This window comes from Neisseria sp. HMSC067H09, from assembly GCF_001814135.1.
Taxonomy (GTDB): Bacteria; Pseudomonadota; Gammaproteobacteria; order Burkholderiales; family Neisseriaceae; genus Neisseria.
The window spans coordinates 1-21,580 of sequence record NZ_KV814923.1; the positions used below are offsets into that span (position 1 = coordinate 1).

Annotated in this window: 15 protein-coding genes, 1 other RNA gene and 2 pseudogenes; 12 read left to right on the plus strand and 6 right to left on the minus strand. The window is 55.0% G+C overall.

All coding sequences use genetic code 11. The features are described 5' to 3' along the window. Positions 1 to 511: pseudogene (locus tag HMPREF2954_RS07590) on the minus strand (transferrin-binding protein-like solute binding protein); the annotation flags it as partial. Positions 512 to 726: 215 nt separating this feature from the next. Here HMPREF2954_RS07590 and rnpB point away from each other — a divergent pair. Together rnpB and HMPREF2954_RS07600 are read left to right on the plus strand one after the other, a co-directional pair. After that, positions 727 to 1,088: RNase P RNA component class A (gene rnpB, locus HMPREF2954_RS07595), an RNA gene on the plus strand. 199 nt (positions 1,089 to 1,287) lie between these two features. After that, on the plus strand, positions 1,288 to 2,745 hold the full coding sequence (locus HMPREF2954_RS07600) for an oligopeptide:H+ symporter (RefSeq protein ID WP_045074936.1): 1,458 nt from the start codon (positions 1,288 to 1,290) through the stop codon (positions 2,743 to 2,745). Between the two features lie 89 nt (positions 2,746 to 2,834). Here the strand turns inward: HMPREF2954_RS07600 and mnmE are convergent, their stop codons facing one another. Then, complete coding sequence (mnmE, locus tag HMPREF2954_RS07605; RefSeq protein ID WP_045074938.1) at positions 2,835 to 4,199, minus strand: tRNA uridine-5-carboxymethylaminomethyl(34) synthesis GTPase MnmE; 1,365 nt, start codon at positions 4,197 to 4,199, stop codon at positions 2,835 to 2,837. A gap of 483 nt (positions 4,200 to 4,682) precedes the next feature. Between mnmE and HMPREF2954_RS07610 the strand changes: the two genes are divergently transcribed. Next, positions 4,683 to 6,707 carry an OPT family oligopeptide transporter gene (locus HMPREF2954_RS07610; RefSeq protein ID WP_045074941.1) on the plus strand — a complete coding sequence of 675 codons (2,025 nt, stop codon included), beginning with the start codon at positions 4,683 to 4,685 and terminating at the stop codon, positions 6,705 to 6,707. An 808-nt stretch (positions 6,708 to 7,515) separates the two neighbouring features. Here the strand turns inward: HMPREF2954_RS07610 and HMPREF2954_RS07615 are convergent. The 3 genes from HMPREF2954_RS07615 to HMPREF2954_RS07625 all read right to left on the minus strand — a co-directional run bounded on the left by HMPREF2954_RS07615 (position 7,516) and on the right by HMPREF2954_RS07625 (position 9,456). Beyond that, positions 7,516 to 7,947, minus strand: a complete 432-nt coding sequence (locus HMPREF2954_RS07615; protein ID WP_003743152.1) for a hypothetical protein — start codon at positions 7,945 to 7,947, stop codon at positions 7,516 to 7,518. A 9-nt stretch (positions 7,948 to 7,956) separates the two neighbouring features. Further along, the gene (locus tag HMPREF2954_RS07620; RefSeq protein WP_045074948.1) at positions 7,957 to 8,487 is read right to left on the minus strand and encodes an outer membrane protein assembly factor BamE; all 531 of its coding nucleotides are present in this window, start codon (positions 8,485 to 8,487) and stop codon (positions 7,957 to 7,959) included. Between the two features lie 336 nt (positions 8,488 to 8,823). Then, positions 8,824 to 9,456, minus strand: coding sequence for an MBL fold metallo-hydrolase (locus tag HMPREF2954_RS07625; protein WP_040667935.1), 633 nt, complete (start codon positions 9,454 to 9,456; stop codon positions 8,824 to 8,826). A gap of 129 nt (positions 9,457 to 9,585) precedes the next feature. On the opposite strand from HMPREF2954_RS07625, the gene HMPREF2954_RS07630 reads away from it, so the two are divergent. The 3 genes from HMPREF2954_RS07630 (at position 9,586) to HMPREF2954_RS07645 (ending at position 14,376) form a co-directional block, all read left to right on the plus strand. Continuing rightward, entirely contained in the window at positions 9,586 to 10,392 is an 807-nt protein-coding gene (locus tag HMPREF2954_RS07630; protein WP_045074955.1) for a DNA ligase, read from the plus strand. A gap of 181 nt (positions 10,393 to 10,573) precedes the next feature. Next, positions 10,574 to 12,079, plus strand: a complete 1,506-nt coding sequence (locus HMPREF2954_RS07640; protein WP_045074957.1) for a hypothetical protein — start codon at positions 10,574 to 10,576, stop codon at positions 12,077 to 12,079. A gap of 281 nt (positions 12,080 to 12,360) precedes the next feature. After that, a complete protein-coding gene (locus HMPREF2954_RS07645; RefSeq protein WP_070689074.1) occupies positions 12,361 to 14,376 on the plus strand; it encodes a prolyl oligopeptidase family serine peptidase in 2,016 nt (671 codons plus the stop codon). 113 nt (positions 14,377 to 14,489) lie between these two features. On the opposite strand, the pseudogene HMPREF2954_RS07650 reads toward HMPREF2954_RS07645, so the two are convergent. Then, positions 14,490 to 15,445: pseudogene (locus tag HMPREF2954_RS07650) on the minus strand (helix-turn-helix transcriptional regulator). A gap of 235 nt (positions 15,446 to 15,680) precedes the next feature. Here HMPREF2954_RS07650 and HMPREF2954_RS07655 point away from each other — a divergent pair. From HMPREF2954_RS07655 to HMPREF2954_RS07675, 6 genes are all read left to right on the plus strand, one after another. Continuing rightward, the gene (locus tag HMPREF2954_RS07655; RefSeq protein ID WP_045074959.1) at positions 15,681 to 16,658 is read left to right on the plus strand and encodes a siderophore ABC transporter substrate-binding protein; all 978 of its coding nucleotides are present in this window, start codon (positions 15,681 to 15,683) and stop codon (positions 16,656 to 16,658) included. A 163-nt stretch (positions 16,659 to 16,821) separates the two neighbouring features. Next, positions 16,822 to 16,980, plus strand: coding sequence for a hypothetical protein (locus tag HMPREF2954_RS12700; protein WP_168165600.1), 159 nt, complete (start codon positions 16,822 to 16,824; stop codon positions 16,978 to 16,980). Positions 16,981 to 17,294: 314 nt separating this feature from the next. Then, positions 17,295 to 17,618, plus strand: coding sequence for a cupin domain-containing protein (locus HMPREF2954_RS07660; RefSeq protein ID WP_045074962.1), 324 nt, complete (start codon positions 17,295 to 17,297; stop codon positions 17,616 to 17,618). 109 nt (positions 17,619 to 17,727) lie between these two features. Next, complete coding sequence (tdfF, locus tag HMPREF2954_RS07665; protein ID WP_070689075.1) at positions 17,728 to 19,908, plus strand: TonB-dependent iron piracy receptor TdfF; 2,181 nt, start codon at positions 17,728 to 17,730, stop codon at positions 19,906 to 19,908. A gap of 644 nt (positions 19,909 to 20,552) precedes the next feature. After that, positions 20,553 to 20,915, plus strand: a complete 363-nt coding sequence (locus HMPREF2954_RS07670; protein WP_045074967.1) for a cupin domain-containing protein — start codon at positions 20,553 to 20,555, stop codon at positions 20,913 to 20,915. Positions 20,916 to 21,039: 124 nt separating this feature from the next. Continuing rightward, on the plus strand, positions 21,040 to 21,507 hold the full coding sequence (locus HMPREF2954_RS07675; RefSeq protein WP_045074970.1) for a CinA family protein: 468 nt from the start codon (positions 21,040 to 21,042) through the stop codon (positions 21,505 to 21,507). The last annotated feature ends 73 nt before the right edge of the window (positions 21,508 to 21,580 follow it).

Here is a 21,580-nt window from a genome sequence, read left to right on the forward strand (position 1 = left end):
CTTCAGCCTTGGCTTTAGCTTTGGCAGCTTCTTCCGCAGCTTTGCGCTCGGCTTCTGCTTTAGCTTTGGCAGCCTCTTCAGCGGCCTTGCGTTCTTCTTCAGCTTTAACTTTTGCAGCTTCCTCAGCAGCTTTACGTTCGGCTTCGGCTTTAGCTTTGGCGGCTTCTTCCGCAGCTTTTCGTTCCGCTTCGGCTTTGTCGTTGCTATCCGCTTTTACGTCTTGATTCTGGTTTTCAGACGACGTTTGTGTTGAATTTACGGAATCTTCGACTTCTTTATGGATATTTTCTTCAGATGCTTCTAAAGCATTATTTGCATCAGCTTGATTACCGGCAGGAGGGGTTGCCGTTTTTTCCGTTTGTCCGGATGGATTCGGAATATTGCCCGGCTGGACAATCGGGTAAGTCGGGGTTGGAGCGACAGACGGTGTACCGCCTCCGCCACCTCCTCCACAGGCTGTTAATATTGAAACGGCAATACAAGATAAGATATGAGGGTAAGGCGTTTTCATTGTAATGTTCTCAATTTAAAGTAGTTATGTGAAAATCATTCTATGCGTGTTTCATTTTTATGTCATCTGATTTTTGCGACGAAAGGTATCATTTTTAGTTAAACGGTTTATTTTATTTGCATTTTTTTAGTGTAAAATATGCAAAAAGCGTGATAAATGGTCGTTTTTTATACTCAAACGGTATGTTTTTATTGTGTTATAATCCGCACTTCATACAGGTCGGACAGACAGTCGCCGCGTATCGCGTAAGGCATACGGGGAGGAAAGTCCGGGCTCCGCAGAGCAGGATGCCGGCTAACGGCCGGGCGCGGAAACGCGACGGAAAGTGGAACAGAAAGCAATACCGCCGACGGCCACCTTCGGGCGGCACGGGTAAGGGTGAAAAGGTGCGGTAAGAGCGCACCGTGCACTTGGTAACAAGGCGCAGCAGGCTAAACCCCATCCGGAGCAAGACCAAACAGAACGCTTTGACGCTGCTCGCCGAGCGTTCGGGTAGGTTGCTGGAGTGCATCAGTAATGGTGTGCCTAGAGGAATGACTGTCCGAGACAGAACCCGGCTTACCGTCCGGCCTGTATGTCCCGATTATTGAAAAAGGTCGTCTGAAAAATAGAAATCTGTTTTTCAGACGACCTTTTGCTTTTTTAGGTCAATCAGTTTGACAGTTTTTTGATATTACGTTAAAAAAGGTTATGCCATATACGGCTGAAAAATGGGCGGTGCGCAATGTGCCGCAACTGAAAATAAAAGGCGGTTTCAACGCCTTTGGAGAACTTTTATGTCTGACAACTACTCCGCCCGCAAGGAAAAAACCTTCTTCGGGCATCCCATCCAGCTCTCTACCCTGTTCCATATCGAATTGTGGGAACGTTTCTCGTTTTACGGGATGCAGGGTATCTTAATGATCTATCTCTATTACGCTGCCAATAAAGGCGGTTTGGGCATAAACGAGTCGCTCGCCGGCGGCATCGTCGGCGCATACGGCGGCAGCGTTTATTTGTCCACCATACTCGGCGCATGGCTTGCCGACCGGATTTGGGGCGCGGAGAGAACGCTGTTTATTTCCGGCATCGTGGTCATGCTCGGACACATCGTTTTGGCAATCGCACCGGGTCTGTACGGGCTCTTGTGCGGCTTGGTACTCATCGCACTGGGCAGCGGCGGCGTGAAATCGTCGGCAAGCTCAATGGTCGGCTCGCTTTATGAAGCAGATCACATGAAGCCGCTGCGCGATGCCGGTTTTTCGATTTTCTATATCTCCATCAACATCGGCGGCTTTTTAGGCCCGCTCCTGACAGGCTTGCTGCAAACGAAGATGGGTTTCCACTACGGCTTCGGCGCGGCGGCAGTCGGTATGGCTTTCGGGCTGTGGCGTTACTCTGTGGGGCGCAAACTTCTGCCGCATACGCCTGCGCCCAATCCGCTGCGTCCTGAAAAAGTGAAAACCGCGGTGGCAGTCGCCGTGTTGATTGTCTTGGTTATCGGCAGCCTGATTGCCTCGGGCGCGCTCAATTTGGACAACTTCTCCAAATTCCTGCTCGGCACGGTCATTCTTACCGTCATTGCCTATTTCGCGCGTCTGCTCGGCAGCAGCCATGTGTCGTCTGAAAACAAACGCCACATCATTGCCTATATCCCGCTGTTTCTGACCATCTGCCTGTTTTGGTCGGTCTGGTTCCAAGTCTATACCGTGGCGACGGTGTATTTTGACAAAACGGTTGACCGCACCCTATTCGGCTGGACTGTCCCCGTCGCATGGAAAGACTCGATCCAAAGTATGTGGGTCGTCCTCTTCTCCGGCGTGATGGCGGCGATTTGGACGAAAATGGGCAAATATCAACCGAAAACCCCGTTTAAATTCGTGTTGGCGATGATTGTTGTCGGCATATCCTATCTTGGATTCGTACCGTATATTTCATCAGAGACACCCATGCCGATTATTGTGTTCGCGCTGATCTTGCTCGCCATCACCATAGGCGAACTGATGATCTCGCCGATTGCACTTTCTATCGCCACCAAAATCGCCCCGCCCATGTTCAAAACCCAAATGGTCGCGCTCAACTTCTTGGGCTTTTCGTTGGGCTTCACTTTGGGCGGCGTGTTGTTCAAAGAAGGATTCAACGACAAAGCCCCGCTGGATTTCTACTGGATGCTTTGCGGCATAGGCGTAATCACCGGTGTGGTATTGTTATTGCTTGTTCCCGTTTTGAATAAAATGCTCAAAGGCGCGGATTAAAAACCGCTCTGAGCAAGACATACAAAAGGTCGTCTGAAACCTGAATCTTGGTTTTCAGACGACCTTTCGCATATGGATAAGGTTTAATCTTATTTGCCGATGCAGAAACGCGAGAAAATCACGCCCAGCAAATCGTCGGCGGTGAATTCGCCGGTGATTTCGCTGCACGCGTTTTGGGCGAGGCGCAGGTGTTCGGCGAAAAGCTCGATTTGGTTGTTGTCGCAGAGGGCGGCGTTTTCCAGCTCGGCTTGGGCTTCGTGCAGGGCGTTGAGGTGGCGGCTGCGGGCGAGGAACAGGCTTTCGCTTTCGCCCTGCCAGCCGACTTCCTGCAACAGCGCGTGTTTGAGCAAGTCGAGACCCGCGCCGGTTTTGGCGGACAGGCTGATGACGGTGTCCGCACCGGTTTGCGCGAGGCCGTCTGAACGGACGTCGACGGGTTCGCCGGTCAGGTCGGCTTTGTTGTGGATTTCGATTTTTTTCAAACCTTCGGGCAGGCTGTTCAAAATGGCTTGGGTTTTGGCGTTCACGCCTTCGCGTGGGTCGATGAGAATCAGGGCGACATCGGCTTCGGAGACGGCTTTGCGGCTGCGCTCGATGCCGATTTGTTCGACCACGTCGTCGGTTTCGCGCAGGCCGGCGGTGTCGATGATGTGGACGGGCACGCCGTCGAGGGTGATTTGTTCGCGCACGGTGTCGCGGGTGGTGCCGGCGATGTCGGTTACGATGGCGATGTCGTCGCCCGCCAAGGCGTTGAGCAGGCTGGATTTGCCGACGTTGGGCGCGCCGACGAGGACGACGTTCATGCCTTCGCGCAAAATCGCGCCTTGTTCCGCGCTGGCAAGGACGGTTTTCAGACGACCTTGCAGGGCTTGGAGCTTGCCGCGCGCGTCGGCGGCTTCGAGAAAATCGATGTCTTCTTCGGGGAAGTCCAGCGTGGCTTCGACCAGCATCCGCAGGGTGATAAGGTCGTCCACCAGCTCGTGTATGTGTCGGGAAAACGCGCCTTTTAACGAACGCAACGCCATGCGTGCGGCGGACTTGCTGGAGGCGTCGATGAGGTCGGCGACGCTTTCGGCTTGGGCAAGGTCGAGTTTGTTGTTGAGGAAGGCGCGTTTGGTAAATTCGCCCGGCTCTGCCATACGCGCGCCCAGTTCGAGGCAGCGCGAAAGCAGCATGTCCATCACGACGGGGCCGCCGTGTCCCTGCAATTCAATCACGTCTTCGCCGGTAAAGCTGGCGGGGGCGGCGAAGTAGAGCAGGATGCCGTTGTCTATCGGCTGCCCGTCGCCGCCGAGAAAGTCGGTGTAAAGCGCGGTGCGCGGTTTGGGCGTTTTGCCGCCGCTGAGTGTTTGTGCCAAAGGCAGCAGGTTTTTGCCGGAAAGGCGGATAACGCCGACGCCGCCGCGTCCGGGGGCGGTGGCGATGGCGGCGATGGTGGGTTGGGATGCGGACATGGCTGGCTCGTATCGGGAATTTGATGAGCAGTATTATATAGTGATTTCACAATGATAAAGGTCGTCTGAAAACAAGAGGCAGGCGAGGTTTATTTGCTACCGTACCGAATCGATAAAAAGAAAGAAATTGTCGAACTTCTGGAAAGAAGTGTGGAACAGACGCCGGGCAAGGCTCGAAATCACTTGCACGCGCTCTCGGACACCCTGTCGGGTAGGCTGCGGTATCGAGATTTTCACCGCTTTTCCAACGTCTGCATGGGATAATATCATGCTTACATTAAGAATAAATAATATTTCAGAAGGACAAAAGGTCGTCTGAAAAAGGGAGATTTAAGGTTTCAGACGACCTTTTGCCTTTCCGCTTTCTTTGCATATTCTTTGTCTAACTTGACATTTCCTTGCTGTCGCAACACCATAAAGGCAGATTCGGCAGCCGGTTCGAGCCTGCCGTCGTGTTTTTTATCAACCGAAAGGCTATCTACGATGACACAATCCACTCACGATCCTTACGCGGATTACCGCGAGCTGACGCTTCGGGGCATGATACTCGGTGCGCTGATTACCGTTATCTTTACCGCGTCAAACGTTTACCTAGGCTTGAAAGTCGGTCTGACCTTTGCTTCGTCGATTCCGGCGGCGGTGATTTCGATGGCGGTTTTGAAGTTTTTCAAAGGCAGCAATATTTTGGAAAACAATATGGTGCAGACGCAGGCTTCGGCGGCGGGTACTTTGTCGAGCATTATTTTTGTCCTGCCCGGTTTGCTGATGGCGGGCTACTGGAGCGGTTTCCCGTTTTGGCAGACTGCGCTGTTGTGTATGGCGGGCGGGATTTTGGGGGTGATTTTCACCATTCCGCTGCGTTACGCGATGGTGGTGAAAAGCGAGTTGCCTTATCCCGAAGGCGTGGCGGCGGCGGAGATTTTGAAAGTCGGCAGCCACGAGGAAGAGGAAGGCCGTCAGGGCGGCAGCGGCATTAAAGAGCTGGCGGCAGGCGGCGCGTTGGCGGGCTTTATGAGCTTTTGTTCCAACGGTTTGCGCGTGATTGCCGACAGCGCGAGTTATTGGTTTAAAAGCGGCACGGCGATTTTCCAACTGCCGATGGGCTTTTCGTTGGCATTGTTGGGCGCGGGCTATCTGGTCGGACTGACGGGCGGTATCGCCATCCTGTTGGGCATTTCGATTGCTTGGGGTATTGCCGTGCCGTATTTTTCATCGCACATTCCGCAGCCTGCCGATATGGAAATGGCGGCGTTTGCGATGAAGCTGTGGAAGGAAAAAGTACGCTTTATCGGCGCGGGTACCATCGGTATTGCGGCGGTTTGGACGCTTTTGATGCTGCTCAAGCCGATGCTGGAAGGCCTGAAAATGTCGTTCAAGAGTTTCGGCGGCGGTGCGCCCGCTGCGGAACGCGCCGAACAGGATTTGTCGCCTAAGGCCATGATTTTTTGGGTATTGTCCATGATGCTGATTTTGGGCGTATCGTTTTATCACTTTATCGGCGATTCGCACATTACAGGCGGCATGGCTTGGCTTTTGGTGGTCGTTTGCACGCTTTTGGCTTCCGTCATCGGCTTCTTGGTCGCCGCCGCCTGCGGTTATATGGCGGGTTTGGTCGGCTCGTCTTCCAGCCCGATTTCTGGCGTGGGCATCGTTTCCATCGTCATCATTTCGCTGGTGTTGTTGGTCGTGGGCGAATCCGGCGGCTTGATGGCGGATGAGGCTAACCGCAAATTCCTGCTGGCGCTGACCTTGTTCTGCGGTTCGGCAGTGATCTGCGTGGCTTCGATTTCCAACGACAACCTGCAAGACTTGAAAACCGGCTACCTGCTCAAAGCAACGCCTTGGAGACAACAGATTGCGTTGATTATCGGCTGTATCGTCGGCGCATTCGTCATCTCGCCCGTGTTGGAACTGCTCTACGAAGCTTACGGCTTTACCGGCGCCATGCCGCGCGAAGGCATGGACGCGGCACAGGCTCTGGCAGCCCCCCAAGCGACTTTGATGACAACCATCGCCTCGGGCATTTTCGCCCACAACCTCGAATGGGCGTACATCTTCACCGGCATCGTGATCGGCGCGGTGTTGATCGTCGTTGATTTGGTGTTGAAAAAATCGTCCGGCGGCAAACGCGCACTGCCCGTCCTCGCCGTCGGCATGGGCATCTACCTGCCCCCGTCCGTCACTATGCCCATCGTGATCGGCGCAGTGTTGGCGGCGGTGTTGAAACACATCATCGGCAAAAAAGCGGAAAACCGTGAAGGTCGTCTGAAAAACGCCGAACGTATCGGAACCTTGTTCTCCGCCGGTTTGATTGTCGGCGAAAGCCTGGTCGGCGTAGTGATGGCATTCATCATCGCCTTCTCCGTGACCAACGGCGGCTCCGACGCCCCGCTTGCGCTGGGTCTGGAAAACTGGGAAACCACCGCATCCTGGCTGGGACTAGCATTCTTCATCACAGGCATGGTGTTCTTCGCCCAACGCGTGTTGAAAGCAGGACGCGTCAAGTAAGTTGGGTTTGAAAATAAAGAGGTCGTCTGAAAACTTGGGATTCAGGTTTTCAGACGACCTTGTTTTTATCTGTAACTTCTTGCTCTTTTATCCAGTGGGAGAGGACTGGGGAGAGGGTGGTTCTACGGGGCAAACGAATTTGATTTTACCCAAAGTCATAGAACCACCCCCATCCTAACCTTCCCCCGCCGGACGGGGGAAGGGACAGGTTGCCGTTGCAGTAAACCGTAGCGTGGGCTTTGCCCGCGATATGAATGCCAAAATGAAAGCACATTCGGCTATTGTCTGATTTTGATTATTTAAATGATGGATTTCGTGGGCAAAGCCCACGCTACTTGAGTTATCCAAAATCTGTATTGATTGAATACACGGGTCGTCTGAAAACGGGTATGAACGGGTTTGTTTCTTTAAAACCCGAATCTTAAAGTTTCAGACGACCTCGTTTTTATCTACAACTTACCCCCTCTCCCGTCCGGTGGGAGAGGGCTGGGGAGAGGGTGGCTCTGCGGGCTACACGAATTTGATTTTACCTAAATCCACAAAGCCACCCCCATCCCAACCTTCCCCCGCTGGACGGGGAAGGGACAAGTTGCCGTTGCATTAAACCGTAGCGTGGGCTTTGCCCACGAGATGAATACACGGACACAGCTAACTGATTCAGATTATTAAACGGCAGATTTCGCGGACGAAGCCCACGCTACGGGTTCGGTTGCTCCAAGTATGTATCGAGTCAATAAAAAGGTCGTCTGAAACCTTGAATTTCAAGTTTCAGACGACCTTTTTCATGCCTGCTATATGGTGAAACCCGTCAAATCACTTCCAAAACAAAATATTGGCGCAATTTGTCGTACACTTTGTCGGTTACGTTGATGCAGCCGTTGGTGATGATGCGGTCGGAGACGACGTTGGAAGCGATGCGCTGCATACGGCGCTCGGAGGGTTTGAGCGTCCAGACGCGGTGCAGGGCGAAGAGGAAGTCTTTTTCCTGCTTGAAGCCGATGATTTCGCCGCCGTAGCCGGGTTTGGAAGTCTTCATCAACTGCATATCAAATGTGCCTTTCGGCGTGGTTTTGCCGATGAGCACGGGGTAACACTGGGCATCGTCGGTGAAACACAGCTCGGCTTTGGCGGTGTTGACGATGACTTTTTTGCGTTGCATGTATTCTTTGGCGGCATCGGCTGCGGCAAAGCTGTTCAGCCCTGCCAGCAGCGATACGCCGAGGATGATTCTTTTAAACATGTTTTCCTGTTATCTGCGGATGCGGTGGTGGGTTTCGGGCGCAACCTCGCGGATGATGATTTGAGGTTCAGGCGCGGGTTGTGGGGCAACTTCTTGTACGGGCGGGCAGACGGCGTCTTCCGGGAAGACGGCTTTCCAATGGAAGCTGCGGGCGTATTTGTGTTTGTCAAACAAGACTTTGTATTGGCAGGTGGTAATGCCTTCTACGCCGGAGCCGATGTCGGGATTGGCGGGAACGCCGGGAGTGCGGAAGTGGAAGAGATAGTTCCATTCGCGCACGCCGAACATACCTTCATCGTAGTGCGGACGGCCGAGGATTTTGTAAATGTCGTCTTTGCTCAGACCCGGTTTCATCTGTTCGAGTTCATCGGCGGTCGGGAATGTGCCTTGGTTTTTGTTAAAGGTTACGGAGTAGGGTTTCGGAAAGACGGGGTTGTCCGTCGTTCCGTCGGCTTTAACGTGGCTTTTGCCGGCGCAGGCGGACAATACGGCTGCGGCAGCGAGGTAAAGGGCGGTTTTGGCGATGCGGGACGTTTTCATGGTTAATCCTTTTTCATGTTGGCGGCTTCGGTTATGCCTCTGCCGCATGGAAAAATACGATTTACCCGCACGCTGCCCTTTGTGCAGATGCCGTTTATTGTCACTTTGTAACAATTTCATACGAATATAATTGGAAATGATGGTACATCGGCTTCAGGCAAGCGTGTGTCCGGGTCGGGTAAAATCACGTTACTGGTTGTTTATTTTGATGTTTAATCAAATTTAAGGCGAAATGTTAATTTCTTGTTCAGATTCCATGCAAGTTTTATGCCAATTTTTTAAAAAGGTCGTCTGAAACGCTTATCCGTGTTTCAGACGACCTTTCGCTTTCAGGATTTAAAAAAACGGATTGTGCCGTTTTTCATGCCCGATGTCGGTCATTCTGCCGTGTCCCGCGATGACGCGGGTATCTTCGGGCAGGACGAACAGTTTGGTGCGGATATTATGGATGAGATCGGCGTGGTTGCCGCGCGGGAAGTCGGTTCTGCCTATGGTTTCGTAAAACAATACGTCGCCAGCAATAAGCAGCCCTGCTTCGGCGCAGTAGAAAACGACGTGGCCGGGCGTGTGGCCGGGGATGTGCAGGACTTGGAAGGCGTGGCTGCCGACCTTGAGCGTTTCGCCTTCGGTCAGCCAGCGGGTCGGCTCGAATGCGGGGGAAACGGGAAAGCCGTATTGGGCGGTCGTTTCGGGCAGGGCTTGGAGCAGGAAACCGTCGTCTGCATGAGGGCCGATGACGGGGACGGGGCGGTGTTCCCGCAATTCCACCACGCCGCCGGCATGGTCGAGGTGTCCGTGGGTCAGCCAAATGGCGGTCAGGGTAAGGTTTTTCGCGTCCAGCTCTTGCAGCAGGTAGGGAACGTCGCCGCCGACATCGGTCAGGACGGCTTCGCGGGTTTCGTCATCCCACAAGAGGGTACAGTTTTGGCGGAAAGGGGTAACGGCAATGATTTCGGCTTGAAGTGCCATGAGGCGGGATTCCTTGGGTAGTGGTTGGACGGGGCGGATATTTTCAGACGACCTTCGGTCTGCTTATGCGGTATCATTATTATATTTGAAATAATCACTCACATTACAGGAACGTTTATGAGAACTTCAATGCAGGGCATGATACCGATTTTTGCCGCTTTTTTCATCCAAACGGCGCTCGGCGCGGATTTGATGCTGGCGCAGGAATACAAAGACCAAGAGATTGCGGGCTGGGCGATGAGCGAGAAGCTCGACGGCGTGCGCGCGTATTGGGACGGGCGGCAACTGGTCAGCAGGCAGGGCTACGCGTTTACGCCGCCCAAAGGTTTTACCGCGCAGTTCCCGCCCTATCCGCTCGACGGCGAGCTGTATAGCGGACGCGGGCAGTTTGAACAGATTTCCGCCGCCGTGCGCTCGTCTTCCGGCGATTGGCGCGGCATCCGCCTGCACGTTTTCGATGTACCCAAAGCGCAGGGCAATCTTTACCAACGCCTCGCCGTCGCAACGCAATGGCTGAAAACGCATCCGAACGCGCCGATCACCATCATCCCGCAAACCAAAGTCCGCGACCGGCAGCACGCGATGGACTTTTTAAAACAAATCGAAGCGCAAGGCGGCGAAGGCGTGATGCTGCGCCAGCCCGAATCACGTTACATCGGCGGCAGGAGCAGCCAATTATTGAAGCTGAAAAGCCAATACGACGACGAATGCACGGTAACGCGGCATTATGAAGGCAAAGGGCGCAACGCCGGACGGCTGGGCGCGGTCGGCTGCAAAAACCGACACGGCGAATTCCGCATCGGCAGCGGCTTCAAAGACAAAGACCGCGACAACCCGCCCAAAATCGGCTCGGTCATCACATACCGCTACCGCGGCTTCACACAAAAAGGCACACCGAAATTTGCGACGTTTGTGCGGGTCAGGACGGACAGGTAAAAGCCGATGGTCGAAAGGTCGTCTGAAAACCGTATTTTTAGGTTTTCAGACGACCTTTTCACAAGTTTGACGGATACTGAATTGGTTTTCTGCTTTGGGGGCGGGAAGGAGAGCTTTGGTATATATGGTGTACAATTTTTGTCTGATTGGTTTTTAATGGATTGGTTTGATAGAGGGATAAATGATGGATGTTTATGATTTGATTTTTGAAAGTTTCCTCCCATTATTTTATAAGGGAAAATACACTGAAGCGATTGAAATTCTGCATCAAGCTTGGAATGAAATTACGGATAAAAGTACTCAGATTACAGAGCAATGTGATATTCAATATTGGCTTGGCTGTTGTTATTTTGAACAGATCAAGAGAAGTAAAAGCACATCCGAAGCGGAAAAATTTGTTAAGCAGGCTAGCGAAAATTTTTCCGCTGTTCACAAAAAAATATCACAATTAAATAATGAAGTAGAAAAAAGGGAATGGGAAAAAATAATCCTTCCAAGTTTAAGAGATATTGATTACCTCAATAAAGATTGGCATTCTTATTTTGAAAAGAAAAAACAAGAAATACAAGAATCACTTTTCAAAGGGAAAACTTCACAACCACAAGACGCTGTTGCAACCGTATTGGCGGTTCTCCATATCACACCAATAGAATTGGGTTCTATCCCGATGGCGCATTATACTTCCCCCCATGTATGCCATATATTATTCGGGATTGATGGCAACGAAATCGACATTCCGATGCGGCTCGGCAGCTCGACCTATATGAACGACCCGTCCGAAGGAAAGGGGCTGCTGGACTTGCTGAACCAGCAAGATTTGGAGTTGGAAAACAAAACGGATGGCGTGTCCCACAATGCCTTTTTTACCTGCTTCTCAAGTCGCGTCAATGACTTGAACCAGTTTCGCCTGTATGGCAAAGAAGACGGCGTGGAGGCTTCGGGCTGCTGTCTGGTGTTCAATAAAAACGGGGATTGGCTGATAGAAGCGGATGTTTCCGTCCCATTCAGCAGCCTATCCAAAAAGTCAGGGAAAGATTCAGACGACCTGCCGGAAGACGGTTTTTGGAATGATGAATACGAAAAGCTGCCGCTTTATCAAGTTGCCTATATCGCGTACAAAGATGAATATATTGCGGAAAAGAAATGTGGGATATGGCTTTCTGCTCCGAATAAGGCTTTCAATCTTCATCAAAATTTAGCAAAAGAAAATCTGGGTTCGTCCATTCGATTCACGTTAAATACAAATATCAGTCGGTTCGGCATCCGCCTGAAACCCGTCGGAAATGAAGAATGGCATCAGTTCCGCTTGGAAAAATTAAAAGAAGCGTTGGAAGAGCTTATCGGGTTTTTTAAGGACAAATCCGCCGTCAGCGACGACGATAAAGAAGCCTTGGAATACATTCGCTATCTGTTTAAAGACTTCGCCTTCCGCGACGAAGAAGAGTTCCGCCTGTTGGTCATCAAGCCGATCGATTCGGAGGAAATCGAATATTGCGAGATGACCCAATCCGTCTATATCCCTTACGCCGATATACGGAATCGGGTGGACGAAGTGATTTTGGGCACGAATTACGAAAAAACCGGCAATCAACGCAAGGCGGAAGTGTTCCGCTATCAGATGAAGCAAAAATGCCCCGACGTCAAAGTCTCCCGCTCGACGCTGCCGATTAATCCGCCGAATAAGTAGCTTGGTTTGCTTAATTTCCGATACGGGTATCTATTATCAGCCGTCATTCCCGCGCAGGCGGGAATCCAGAACGTAGAATTTAGGAAACTTTTTTTCCCGATAGATTTCTGTGCCGACAGGACTGGATTCCCGCCTGCGCGGGAATGACGGCTGATGGATAGGCGGTGTATCGGAAACAATAGTGAAACCCGCCGCCCCGTTTTCAGACGACCTTTTCATCTGTCTGCAAGGCTTTCCCGTTATAATTCCCGCTTTCGTTATTTTCAGACGACCTCTTTTCTATGAAATCCTACCCCGATTCCTATCTCCATTTCGAAAACCTCGACGCCCCCGAAACACAAAACTTCGCCGCTGAAGCGCATGCCGAAACGCGCGCGCGTTTTTTGGACAACGGTAAAGCGCGTGCGCTGTCGGACGGGATTTTGGCGCAAATGCAGGACACGCGGCAGATTCCGTTTTGTCAGGAACACCGTGCGCGGATGTACCATTTCCATCAGGACGCGGAGTATCCGAAGGGCGTGTACCGCGTGTGTACGGCGGCGACTTACCGTTCGGGCTATCCGGAGTGGAAAATCCTGTTTTCGGTGGCGGATTTTGATGAGTTGCTTGGCGACGATGTGTATCTGGGCGGGGTGTCGCACTTGGTGGAGCAGCCCAACCGCGCGCTGTTGACCTTGAGCAAATCGGGCGGCGATACGGCTTATACGCTGGAAGTGGATTTGGAAGCGGGCGGGCTGGTCGAGGGCGGCTTTCATTTTCCGGCGGGGAAAAACCATGTGTCGTGGCGCGATGAAAACAGCGTGTGGGTGTGTCCGGCCTGGGACGAGCGGCAGTTGACCGAATCGGGCTATCCGCGCGAGGTGTGGCTGGTGGAGCGCGGCAAGAGTTTCGAGGAAAGCCTGCCGGTGTACCAAATTGGTGAAGACGGGATGATGGTAAACGCGTGGCGTTACCTCGATCCGCAGGGTTCGCCGATTGATTTGATTGAAGCGTCGGACGGTTTTTACACCAAGACGTATTTGCAGGTGTCGTCTGAAGGCGAGGCGAAGCCTTTGAACCTGCCTGCCGATTGCGACGTGGTCGGCTATTTGGCGGGGCATCTTTTGCTGACGCTGCGCAAGGACTGGAACCGCGCGAACCAAAGCTATCCGAGCGGTGCGCTGGTGGCGGTGAAGCTGAATCGGGGCGAACTCGGGGCGGCGCAGCTTTTGTTTGCGCCCGATGAAACGCAGGCATTGGAAAGCGTGGAAACGACCAAGCGTTTTGTGGTGGCGAGCCTGCTGGAAAACGTACAAGGCCGTCTGAAAGCATGGCGGTTTGCCGACGGGAAATGGCAGGAAGCCGAACTGCCGCGCCTGCCGTCGGGCGCGCTGGAAATGACCGACCAGCCTTGGGGCGGCGACGTGGTTTACCTTGCCGCCAGCGATTTCACCACGCCGCTGACGCTGTTTGCGCTGGATTTGAATGTGATGGAATTGACCGTCATGCGCCGCCAGCCGCAGCAGTTTGTTTCAGACGGCATCGAAGTGCGGCAGTTTTGGGCGGTTTCGTCCGACGGCGAGCGCATCCCTTATTTCCACGTCGGCAAAAACGCCGCGCCCGACACGCCGACGCTGGTTTATGCCTACGGCGGTTTCGGTGTGCCCGAGCTGCCGCATTATTTGGGCAGCATCGGCAAATACTGGCTGGAAGAGGGCAACGCCTTCGTGTTGGCGAACATACGCGGCGGCGGCGAGTTCGGCCCGCGCTGGCATCAGGCGGCGCAGGGAATCAGCAAACACAAAAGCGTCGATGATTTGCTTGCCGTCGTGCACGATTTGTCCGAACGCGGCATGAGTTCGCCCCAACACATCGGTTTGCAGGGCGGCAGCAACGGCGGCCTGATTACCGCCGCCGCCGTCGTGCGCGAACCGCAAAGCATAGGCGCGCTGGTGTGCGAAGTGCCGCTGACCGACATGATCCGCTATCCGCTGCTCTCCGCCGGCGCAAGCTGGACGGACGAATACGGCAATCCGCAAAAATACGAAGTCTGCAAACGCTGGCTGGGCGAATTGTCGCCGTATCACAATCTTTCAGACGACGTGCCATACCCGCCCGCGCTTATTACCACCAGCCTCAGCGACGACCGCGTCCATCCCGCCCACGCGTTCAAGTTCTACGCCAAATTGCGCGAAACCTCCGCACAATCGTGGCTCTACGCTCCCGACGGCGGCGGCCATACCGGCAACGGTACGCAACGCGAATCCGCCGACGAACTCGCCTGCGTGTTGCTGTTTTTGAAAGAGTTTTTGGGGTAAGGGCGGGTGGCGACACTGCTGCCGCGAATGAAAAAAGGTCGTCTGAAATTGCTTTTTCAGACGACCTTTTTTAATGGTTGTTTCAAATCAAAATATCTATGCCGCCGGCCCCATCAGCACTTCTTCGCATCCGAAGGCAAAAATCCGTAATGCCGTCTGAACGCTTCGTTGAACCGTCCCGCGTGGCAGTAGCCGCAAAAGTGCATGGCGGCTTGGACGGTGCTGCCGGATTCGATGAGGGCGAGCGCGTGTTCCAGCCGCAGGCGGCGCAGGCGTCCGGCGACGGTTTCGCCGGTTTGCGCTTTGAAATAGCGTTTCAGGTAGCATTCGTTCAATCCGACGCGGCGGGCGATTTCGGCGATGGTCAGCGGGCGGGCGAACTCGCTGTTCAAAATATCGGCGGCTTCGTCTATGCGCCGGCGGCGGTAGCCGTTGTCGTGGCGGCGGAAGGTGAAGCGCAATAATCGGGCGGAGAGTTCCAGCGCGGCGGCTTCGTCGGCGAGCAGGCCGAAGCCGTCCGATTCGAACGGGCGTTGCAGCAGGGGCAGGCCGCCGCTGTCAGTGCCGCCGCGTTTTGCGCCAGCCGTTGCAGGGCGAATCGGCCTATCGTTTGCGGCGAAAACAGGCGTTCGTCCAGCAAGCCTTCGTCGTGCCAGCGGCGCAGTTTTTCCAGCGAAAAATCCAAATGCAGCGCGCACATGCCGCCGTTGTCGGGCAGCAGGGTTTCGGACACGTCCGCCAGTTCGCCGCGCACCAGCCAGATTTCGCCGGCAGACGGGCGGTATTCCCTGCCGCCCATTTGTAACCGGTTCTGCCCCGACACCATGACGAACAGGGCGCAGTTGTGGCTGAAATTGTGGATTTCGGTGGGAAACGCACCCGTTCCGCCGCCGCGCATCCGCGACAGGGTGATGCCCGAGTCGAAGCGGTTGATGCACATTTCCAGATGCAAACTGGGCTGTTTTGCCTGCGCCATGAGCGCGCTGTCGGAACAGCCGTCCAACGCCCAGCCGGATTTATCGGAGCGGACATAGGTTTGGTACTGGCGGTAGATGGCGGCGGTGTTCATGCTTGGATGGGAACGGGTTGTCTGATAAGTGGATTAAATAGGAATTATTGCCAATAATCAAGCGCAGGGATTGGTTGAAACGAGAAAGGTCGTCTGAAAGCGTGTTTCAGACGACCTTTCCCGTTTCGGGAATTTGTTTTGCCGTTTCGGGAATTTTGCGTTTTGCTGCGTGGTTTCTGCAGATTATTTGTTTAATAATAAATATTCTTATTCGTATGCAAAGGAACCGCACACCGTGAAGCCACGTTTTTATTGGGCAGCCTGCGCCGTCCTGCTGGCCGCCTGTTCGCCCGAACCTGCCGCCGAAAAAACTGTATCCGCCGCATCCCAAGCTGCATCCGCATCTGCCGCCATGCTGACCGTGCCGACCGCACGGGGCGATGCCGTTGTGCCGAAGAATCCCGAACGCGTCGCCGTGTACGACTGGGCGGCGTTGGATACGCTGACCGAGCTGGGCGTGAATGTGGGCGCAACCACCGCGCCGGTGCGCGTGGATTATTTGCAGCCTGCATTTGACAAGGCGGCAACGGTGGGGACGCTGTTCGAACCCGATTACGAAGCCCTGCACCGCTACAATCCGCAGCTTGTCATTACCGGCGGGCCGGGCGCGGAAGCGTATGAACAGTTGGCGAAAAACGCGACCACCATAGACCTGACGGTGGACAACGGCAATATCCGTATCAGCGGCGAAAAGCAGATGGAAACCCTGGCGCGGATTTTCGGCAAGGAAGCGCGCGCGGCGGAATTGAAGGCGCAGATTGACGCGCTGTTCGCCCAAACGCGCGAAGCCGCCAAAGGCAAAGGGCGCGGGCTGGTGCTGTCGGTTACGGGCAACAAGGTGTCCGCCTTCGGCACGCAGTCGCGGTTGGCCAGCTGGATACACGGCGACATCGGCCTGCCGTCCGTGGATGAATCTTTACGTAGTGAAGGGCACGGACAGCCCGTTTCCTTCGAATATATCAAAGAGAAAAACCCCGACTGGATTTTCATCATCGACCGTACCGCCGCCATTGGGCAGGAAGGGCCGGCGGCTGTCGAAGTGTTGGATAACGCGCTGGTGCGCGGCACGAACGCTTGGAAGCGCAAGCAAATCATCGTCATGCCTGCCGCGAACTATATCGTTGCGGGCGGTGCGCGGCAGTTGATTCAGGCGGCGGAGCAGTTGAAGGCGGCGTTTGAAAAGGCTGAACCCGTTGCGGCGGGGAAAGAATAGGGGTCGTCTGAAAACGGAGCTGCAAAAGAAGTGAAAAGCAGCCTGCACGTTGAAAATACCGCTCAAGCAAACCTACGGTTTGCCGCCCTCTCCCTAGCCCTCTCCCACGGGGAGAGGGGATGGGGTTGCAGGCTGCTTTTAAGGTTCAGGCAAATTTTAACTCTTGTTGAAGCTAAAGCGCGGTTTCAACGAATTGAAAAGCAGCCTGCACGTTGAAAATACCGCCAAAGCAAACCTACGGTTTGCCGCCCTCTCCCTAACCCTCTCCCACGGGGAGAGGGGATTGGGTTGCAGGCTGCTTTTAGGTTCAGGCAAATTTTAACGCTTGTTGAAGCTGTACTTTCAGAAGCTGCACTTTCAGGCGACCTCGTGGAGTACCACAGGCACACGCATCGATCGGCTGAGTCAAAGATTCAGACCGATAGCAGTCCGCACCCGAGTTTATGCGGCAAACAGCGAGGCTGCGGCAACCCGTCCCTTCTCCCCGTGGGAGAGGGTTAGGGAGAGGGCAGTAAGCCGCAGGCTTACATCAAAGCCGATAACGCTTCCGTTACAACCCCGCCCACTGAAAGCAGCCTGCAACGAAGCCAAAATGACAAACCGCATCGTAAACCACCCAACCCATAGGAGAACCCCATGCAAAACGAAACCATCAACCTGAAACAGTGCCTTGCCGCCATCAAAGAATACTGGCAGCCCGAAATCATCAACCGCCACGGGTTCCAATTCCGCCTGGTCAAACTTTTGGGCGATTACGGCTGGCATACGCACGGATACAGCGACAAAGTGCTGTTTGCTGTGGAGGGCGACATGGCGGTGGACTTCGCCGACGGCGGCAGCATGACGATACGCGAAGGCGAGATGGAGGTCGTGCCGAAGTCGGTTTCGCACCGCCCGCGTTCGGAAAACGGCTGCTCGGTGGTGCTGATTGAGCTGCCCGACCCGTCCGAGGCCGTCTGAAAACGAAGTTTCCGAAGGGAGCTGAGTTTTTGCGAAGCTAAAAGCAGCCTGCACCTTCAATATGCCGAAAGCACAACCCCACCGCACACCAACACACAAAGGAAATCCCATGACACGCTTCAAATATTCCCTGCTGTTTGCCGCCCTGCTGCCCGTGTACGCGCAGGCCGATGTTTCTGTTTCAGACGACCCCAAGCCGCAGGAAAGCACCGAATTGCCGACCATCACCGTTACCGCCGACCGCACCGCGAGTTCCAACGACGGCTACACCGTTTCCGGCACGCACACCCCGCTCGGGCTGCCCATGACCCTGCGCGAAATCCCGCAGAGCGTCAGCGTCATCACATCGCAACAAATGCGCGACCAAAACATCAAAACGCTCGACCACGCCCTATTGCAGGCGACCGGTACCAGCCGCCAGATTTACGGCTCCGACCGCGCGGGCTACAACTACCTGTTCGCGCGCGGCAGCCGCATCGCCAACTACCAAATCAACGGCATCCCCGTTGCCGACGCGCTGGCCGATACGGGCAATGCCAACACCGCCGCCTATGAGCGCGTGGAAGTCGTGCGCGGCGTGGCAGGGCTGCTGGACGGCACGGGCGAGCCTTCCGCCACCGTCAATCTGGTGCGCAAACGCCCGACCCGCAAGCCATTGTTTGAAGTCCGCGCCGAAGCGGGCAACCGCAAACATTTCGGGCTGGGCGCGGACGTATCGGGCAGCCTGAACGCCGAAGGCACGCTGCGCGGCCGCCTGGTTTCCACCTTCGGACGCGGCGACTCGTGGCGGCAGCGCGAACGCAGCCGCGATGCCGAACTCTACGGCATTTTGGAATACGACATCACACCGCAAACCCGCGTCCACGCAGGCATGGACTACCAGCAGGCGAAAGAAACCGCCGACGCGCCGCTCAGCTACGCCGTGTACGACAGCCAAGGTTATGCCACCGCCTTCGGCCCGAAAGACAACCCCGCCACAAATTGGGCGAACAGCCGCCACCGTGCGCTCAACCTGTTCGCCGGCATCGAACACCGCTTCAACCAAGACTGGAAAATCAAAGCCGAATACGACTACACCCGCAGCCGCTTCCGCCAGCCCTACGGCGTGGCAGGCGTGCTTTCCATCGACCACAGCACCGCCGCCACCGACCTGATTCCCGGCTACTGGCACGCCGACCCGCGCACCCACAGCGCCAGCGTGTCATTGACCGGCAAATACCGCCTGTTCGGCCGCGAACACGATTTAATCGCGGGTATCAACGGCTACAAATACGCCAGCAACAAATACGGCGAACGCAGCATCATTCCCAACGCCATTCCCAACGCCTACGAATTTTCCCGCACGGGCGCCTACCCGCAGCCATCATCGTTTGCCCAAACCATCCCGCAATACGGCACCAGGCGGCAAATCGGCGGCTATCTCGCCACCCGTTTCCGCGCCGCCGACAAGCTTTCGCTGATTTTGGGCGGACGATACACCCGTTACCGCACCGGCGGCAGCTACGACAGCCACACCGGCGGCACGCCCACCATCCGCGCCAACCGTTTCACCCCCTACACAGGCATCGTGTTCGACCTGACCGACAATCTGTCGCTTTACGGCTCGTACAGCAGCCTGTTCGTCCCACAATCGCAAAAAGACGAACACGGCAGCTACCTGAAACCCGTAACCGGCAACAATCTGGAAGCCGGCATCAAAGGCGAATGGCTTGAAGGCCGTCTGAACGCATCCGCCGCCGTGTACCGCGCCCGTAAAAACAACCTCGCCACCGCAGCAGGACGCGACCCGAGCGGCAACACCTACTACCGCGCCGCCAACCAAGCCAAAACCCACGGTTGGGAAATCGAAGTCGGCGGCCGCATCACACCCGAATGGCAGATACAGGCAGGCTACAGCCAAAGCAAAACCCGCGACCAAGACGGCAGCCGCCTGAACCCCGACAGCGTGCCCGAACACAGCTTCAAACTCTTCACCGCCTACCACTTCGCCCCTGAAGCCCCCAGCGGCTGGACCATCGGTGCGGGTGTGCGCTGGCAGAGCGAAACCCACACCGACCCTGCCACGCTCCGCATCCCCAATCCCGCCACCAAAGCCCGCGCCGCCGACAACAGCCACCAAAAAGCCTACGCCGTCGCCGACATCATGGCGCGTTACCGCTTCAATCCGCGCGCCGAACTGTCGCTGAACGTGGACAACCTGTTCAACAAACACTACCGCACCCAGCCCGACCGCCACAGCTATGGCGCACTGCGGACAGTGAATGCGGCGTTTACCTATCGGTTTAAATAAGGCCGTCTGAAACGGAGTTTCTGCGAAGCTAAAGTGCAACTTTTGAAAGTACAGCTTCAACAAGAGTTAAAAATTGCCTGAACCTTAAAAGCAGCCTGCACGTTGAAAATGCCGCCCAAGAAAACCTGCGGTTTGCCGCCCTCTCCCTAGCCCTCTCCCACGGGGAGAGGGGATTGGGTTGCAGGCTGCTTTTAGGGTTCAGGCAAATTTTCACTTCGTTGAAGCTCCGTTTTCAGACGACCTTTTGAAGCACCACAGGCACACGCATCGAGCGGCTGAATCAAAGATTCAGACCGATGGCAGTCCGCACTCGAGTTTATGCGGCAAACAGCGAGGCTACGGCAACCCGTCCCCTCTCTCCGTGGGAGAGGGTTAGGGAGAGGGCAGTAAGCCGCAGGCTTGCATTCGGAACGAAACGAAAACCGCCGCACGGAGTCTAATCAAACCGGTTACGAAAACAAATAACGCGGCCATATTCCGCTTTCAGACGACCCAAACCGACCGAAACATATAGTGGATTAAAATAAGAGACAAGACGGTAATGCCTGCTGTGTACAGCTAGAATACATAAGGGCGTTGGCAGTGCCGTATCATTGCAATTTTGATCTACCATAAATTTTGTCTGCAACCAAAGGAAAACCATCATGAAAAACATCAAAACCCAACTTTTCGCCGTCCTCATCGGCCTCTCCGCCGCAGCCGTGCCTGCCGCCGAAATCGCCCAAGGCACGGGCAAAGTCTTTGAAGGCGCCAACTACACCGTCATCCGCGAAACCCTGCCCAAAGGCAAGGAAATCCCCAGCCACAACCACCCCGGCCACACCCTGCTGGTTACCCAAACCAAAGGCAGCTCGGTATTTTTGTTTGACGGCGGAAAAAGGCAGGAATTGCGGCCGGGCAGTGTCCTGAAGGCGGACGGCAGCGAATATGTCGCCATCAAAATAACCGACGACAGCGAATTGGTGATTGTGCTGGTGAAGGACGGGAAGAAGGCGGGTGCGGAATAGAATGTCCTTCAGATCGTCTGAAAACGCAGTTGGAGACGACCTTCCGCCACCATCGGCAATCGACCTATAATCTATTTCCTGTCCGCCCCCGACGAATCCGCCGCCATTGAAGAAAGAAAGTCCCATGACCGCGCTGCAAACCATCGCCGAACACCTCACCCGACACCGACAAACCGTTACCTGCGCCGAATCCTGCACGGGCGGCCTGCTTGCGGGCGCATTCACCAGCATCGCGGGCAGCTCGCAATGGTTTCATCAAAGCTTCGTGACTTACAGCAACCAAGCCAAAGAAGAACGCCTCGGCGTCATGCCCGACGCGCTGCTGAAACACGGCGCGGTCAGCCGTGAAACCGTGTACGAAATGGCGCGCGGTGCGAAAGCCGTCGCACAAGCCGACTACGCCCTGAGTATTTCCGGCATCGCAGGCCCGGGCGGCGGCAGCGCGGCAAAACCCGTCGGCACGGTGTGGTTCGGGTTGTCCACGCCGACCGAATCGCTGGAGCAAATGAAAATCTTCAGCGGCGACCGAGAGGCCGTCAGAAATCAGGCCGTCGCCTTCGCCCTTGAATTTTTGGCGGAACATTTGGTTTGACGGTTCACGGCGCAAGAACGGCAAACCGCGTTCATGCAAGTCTGAAAACCAAGATTCAGGTTTCAGACGACCT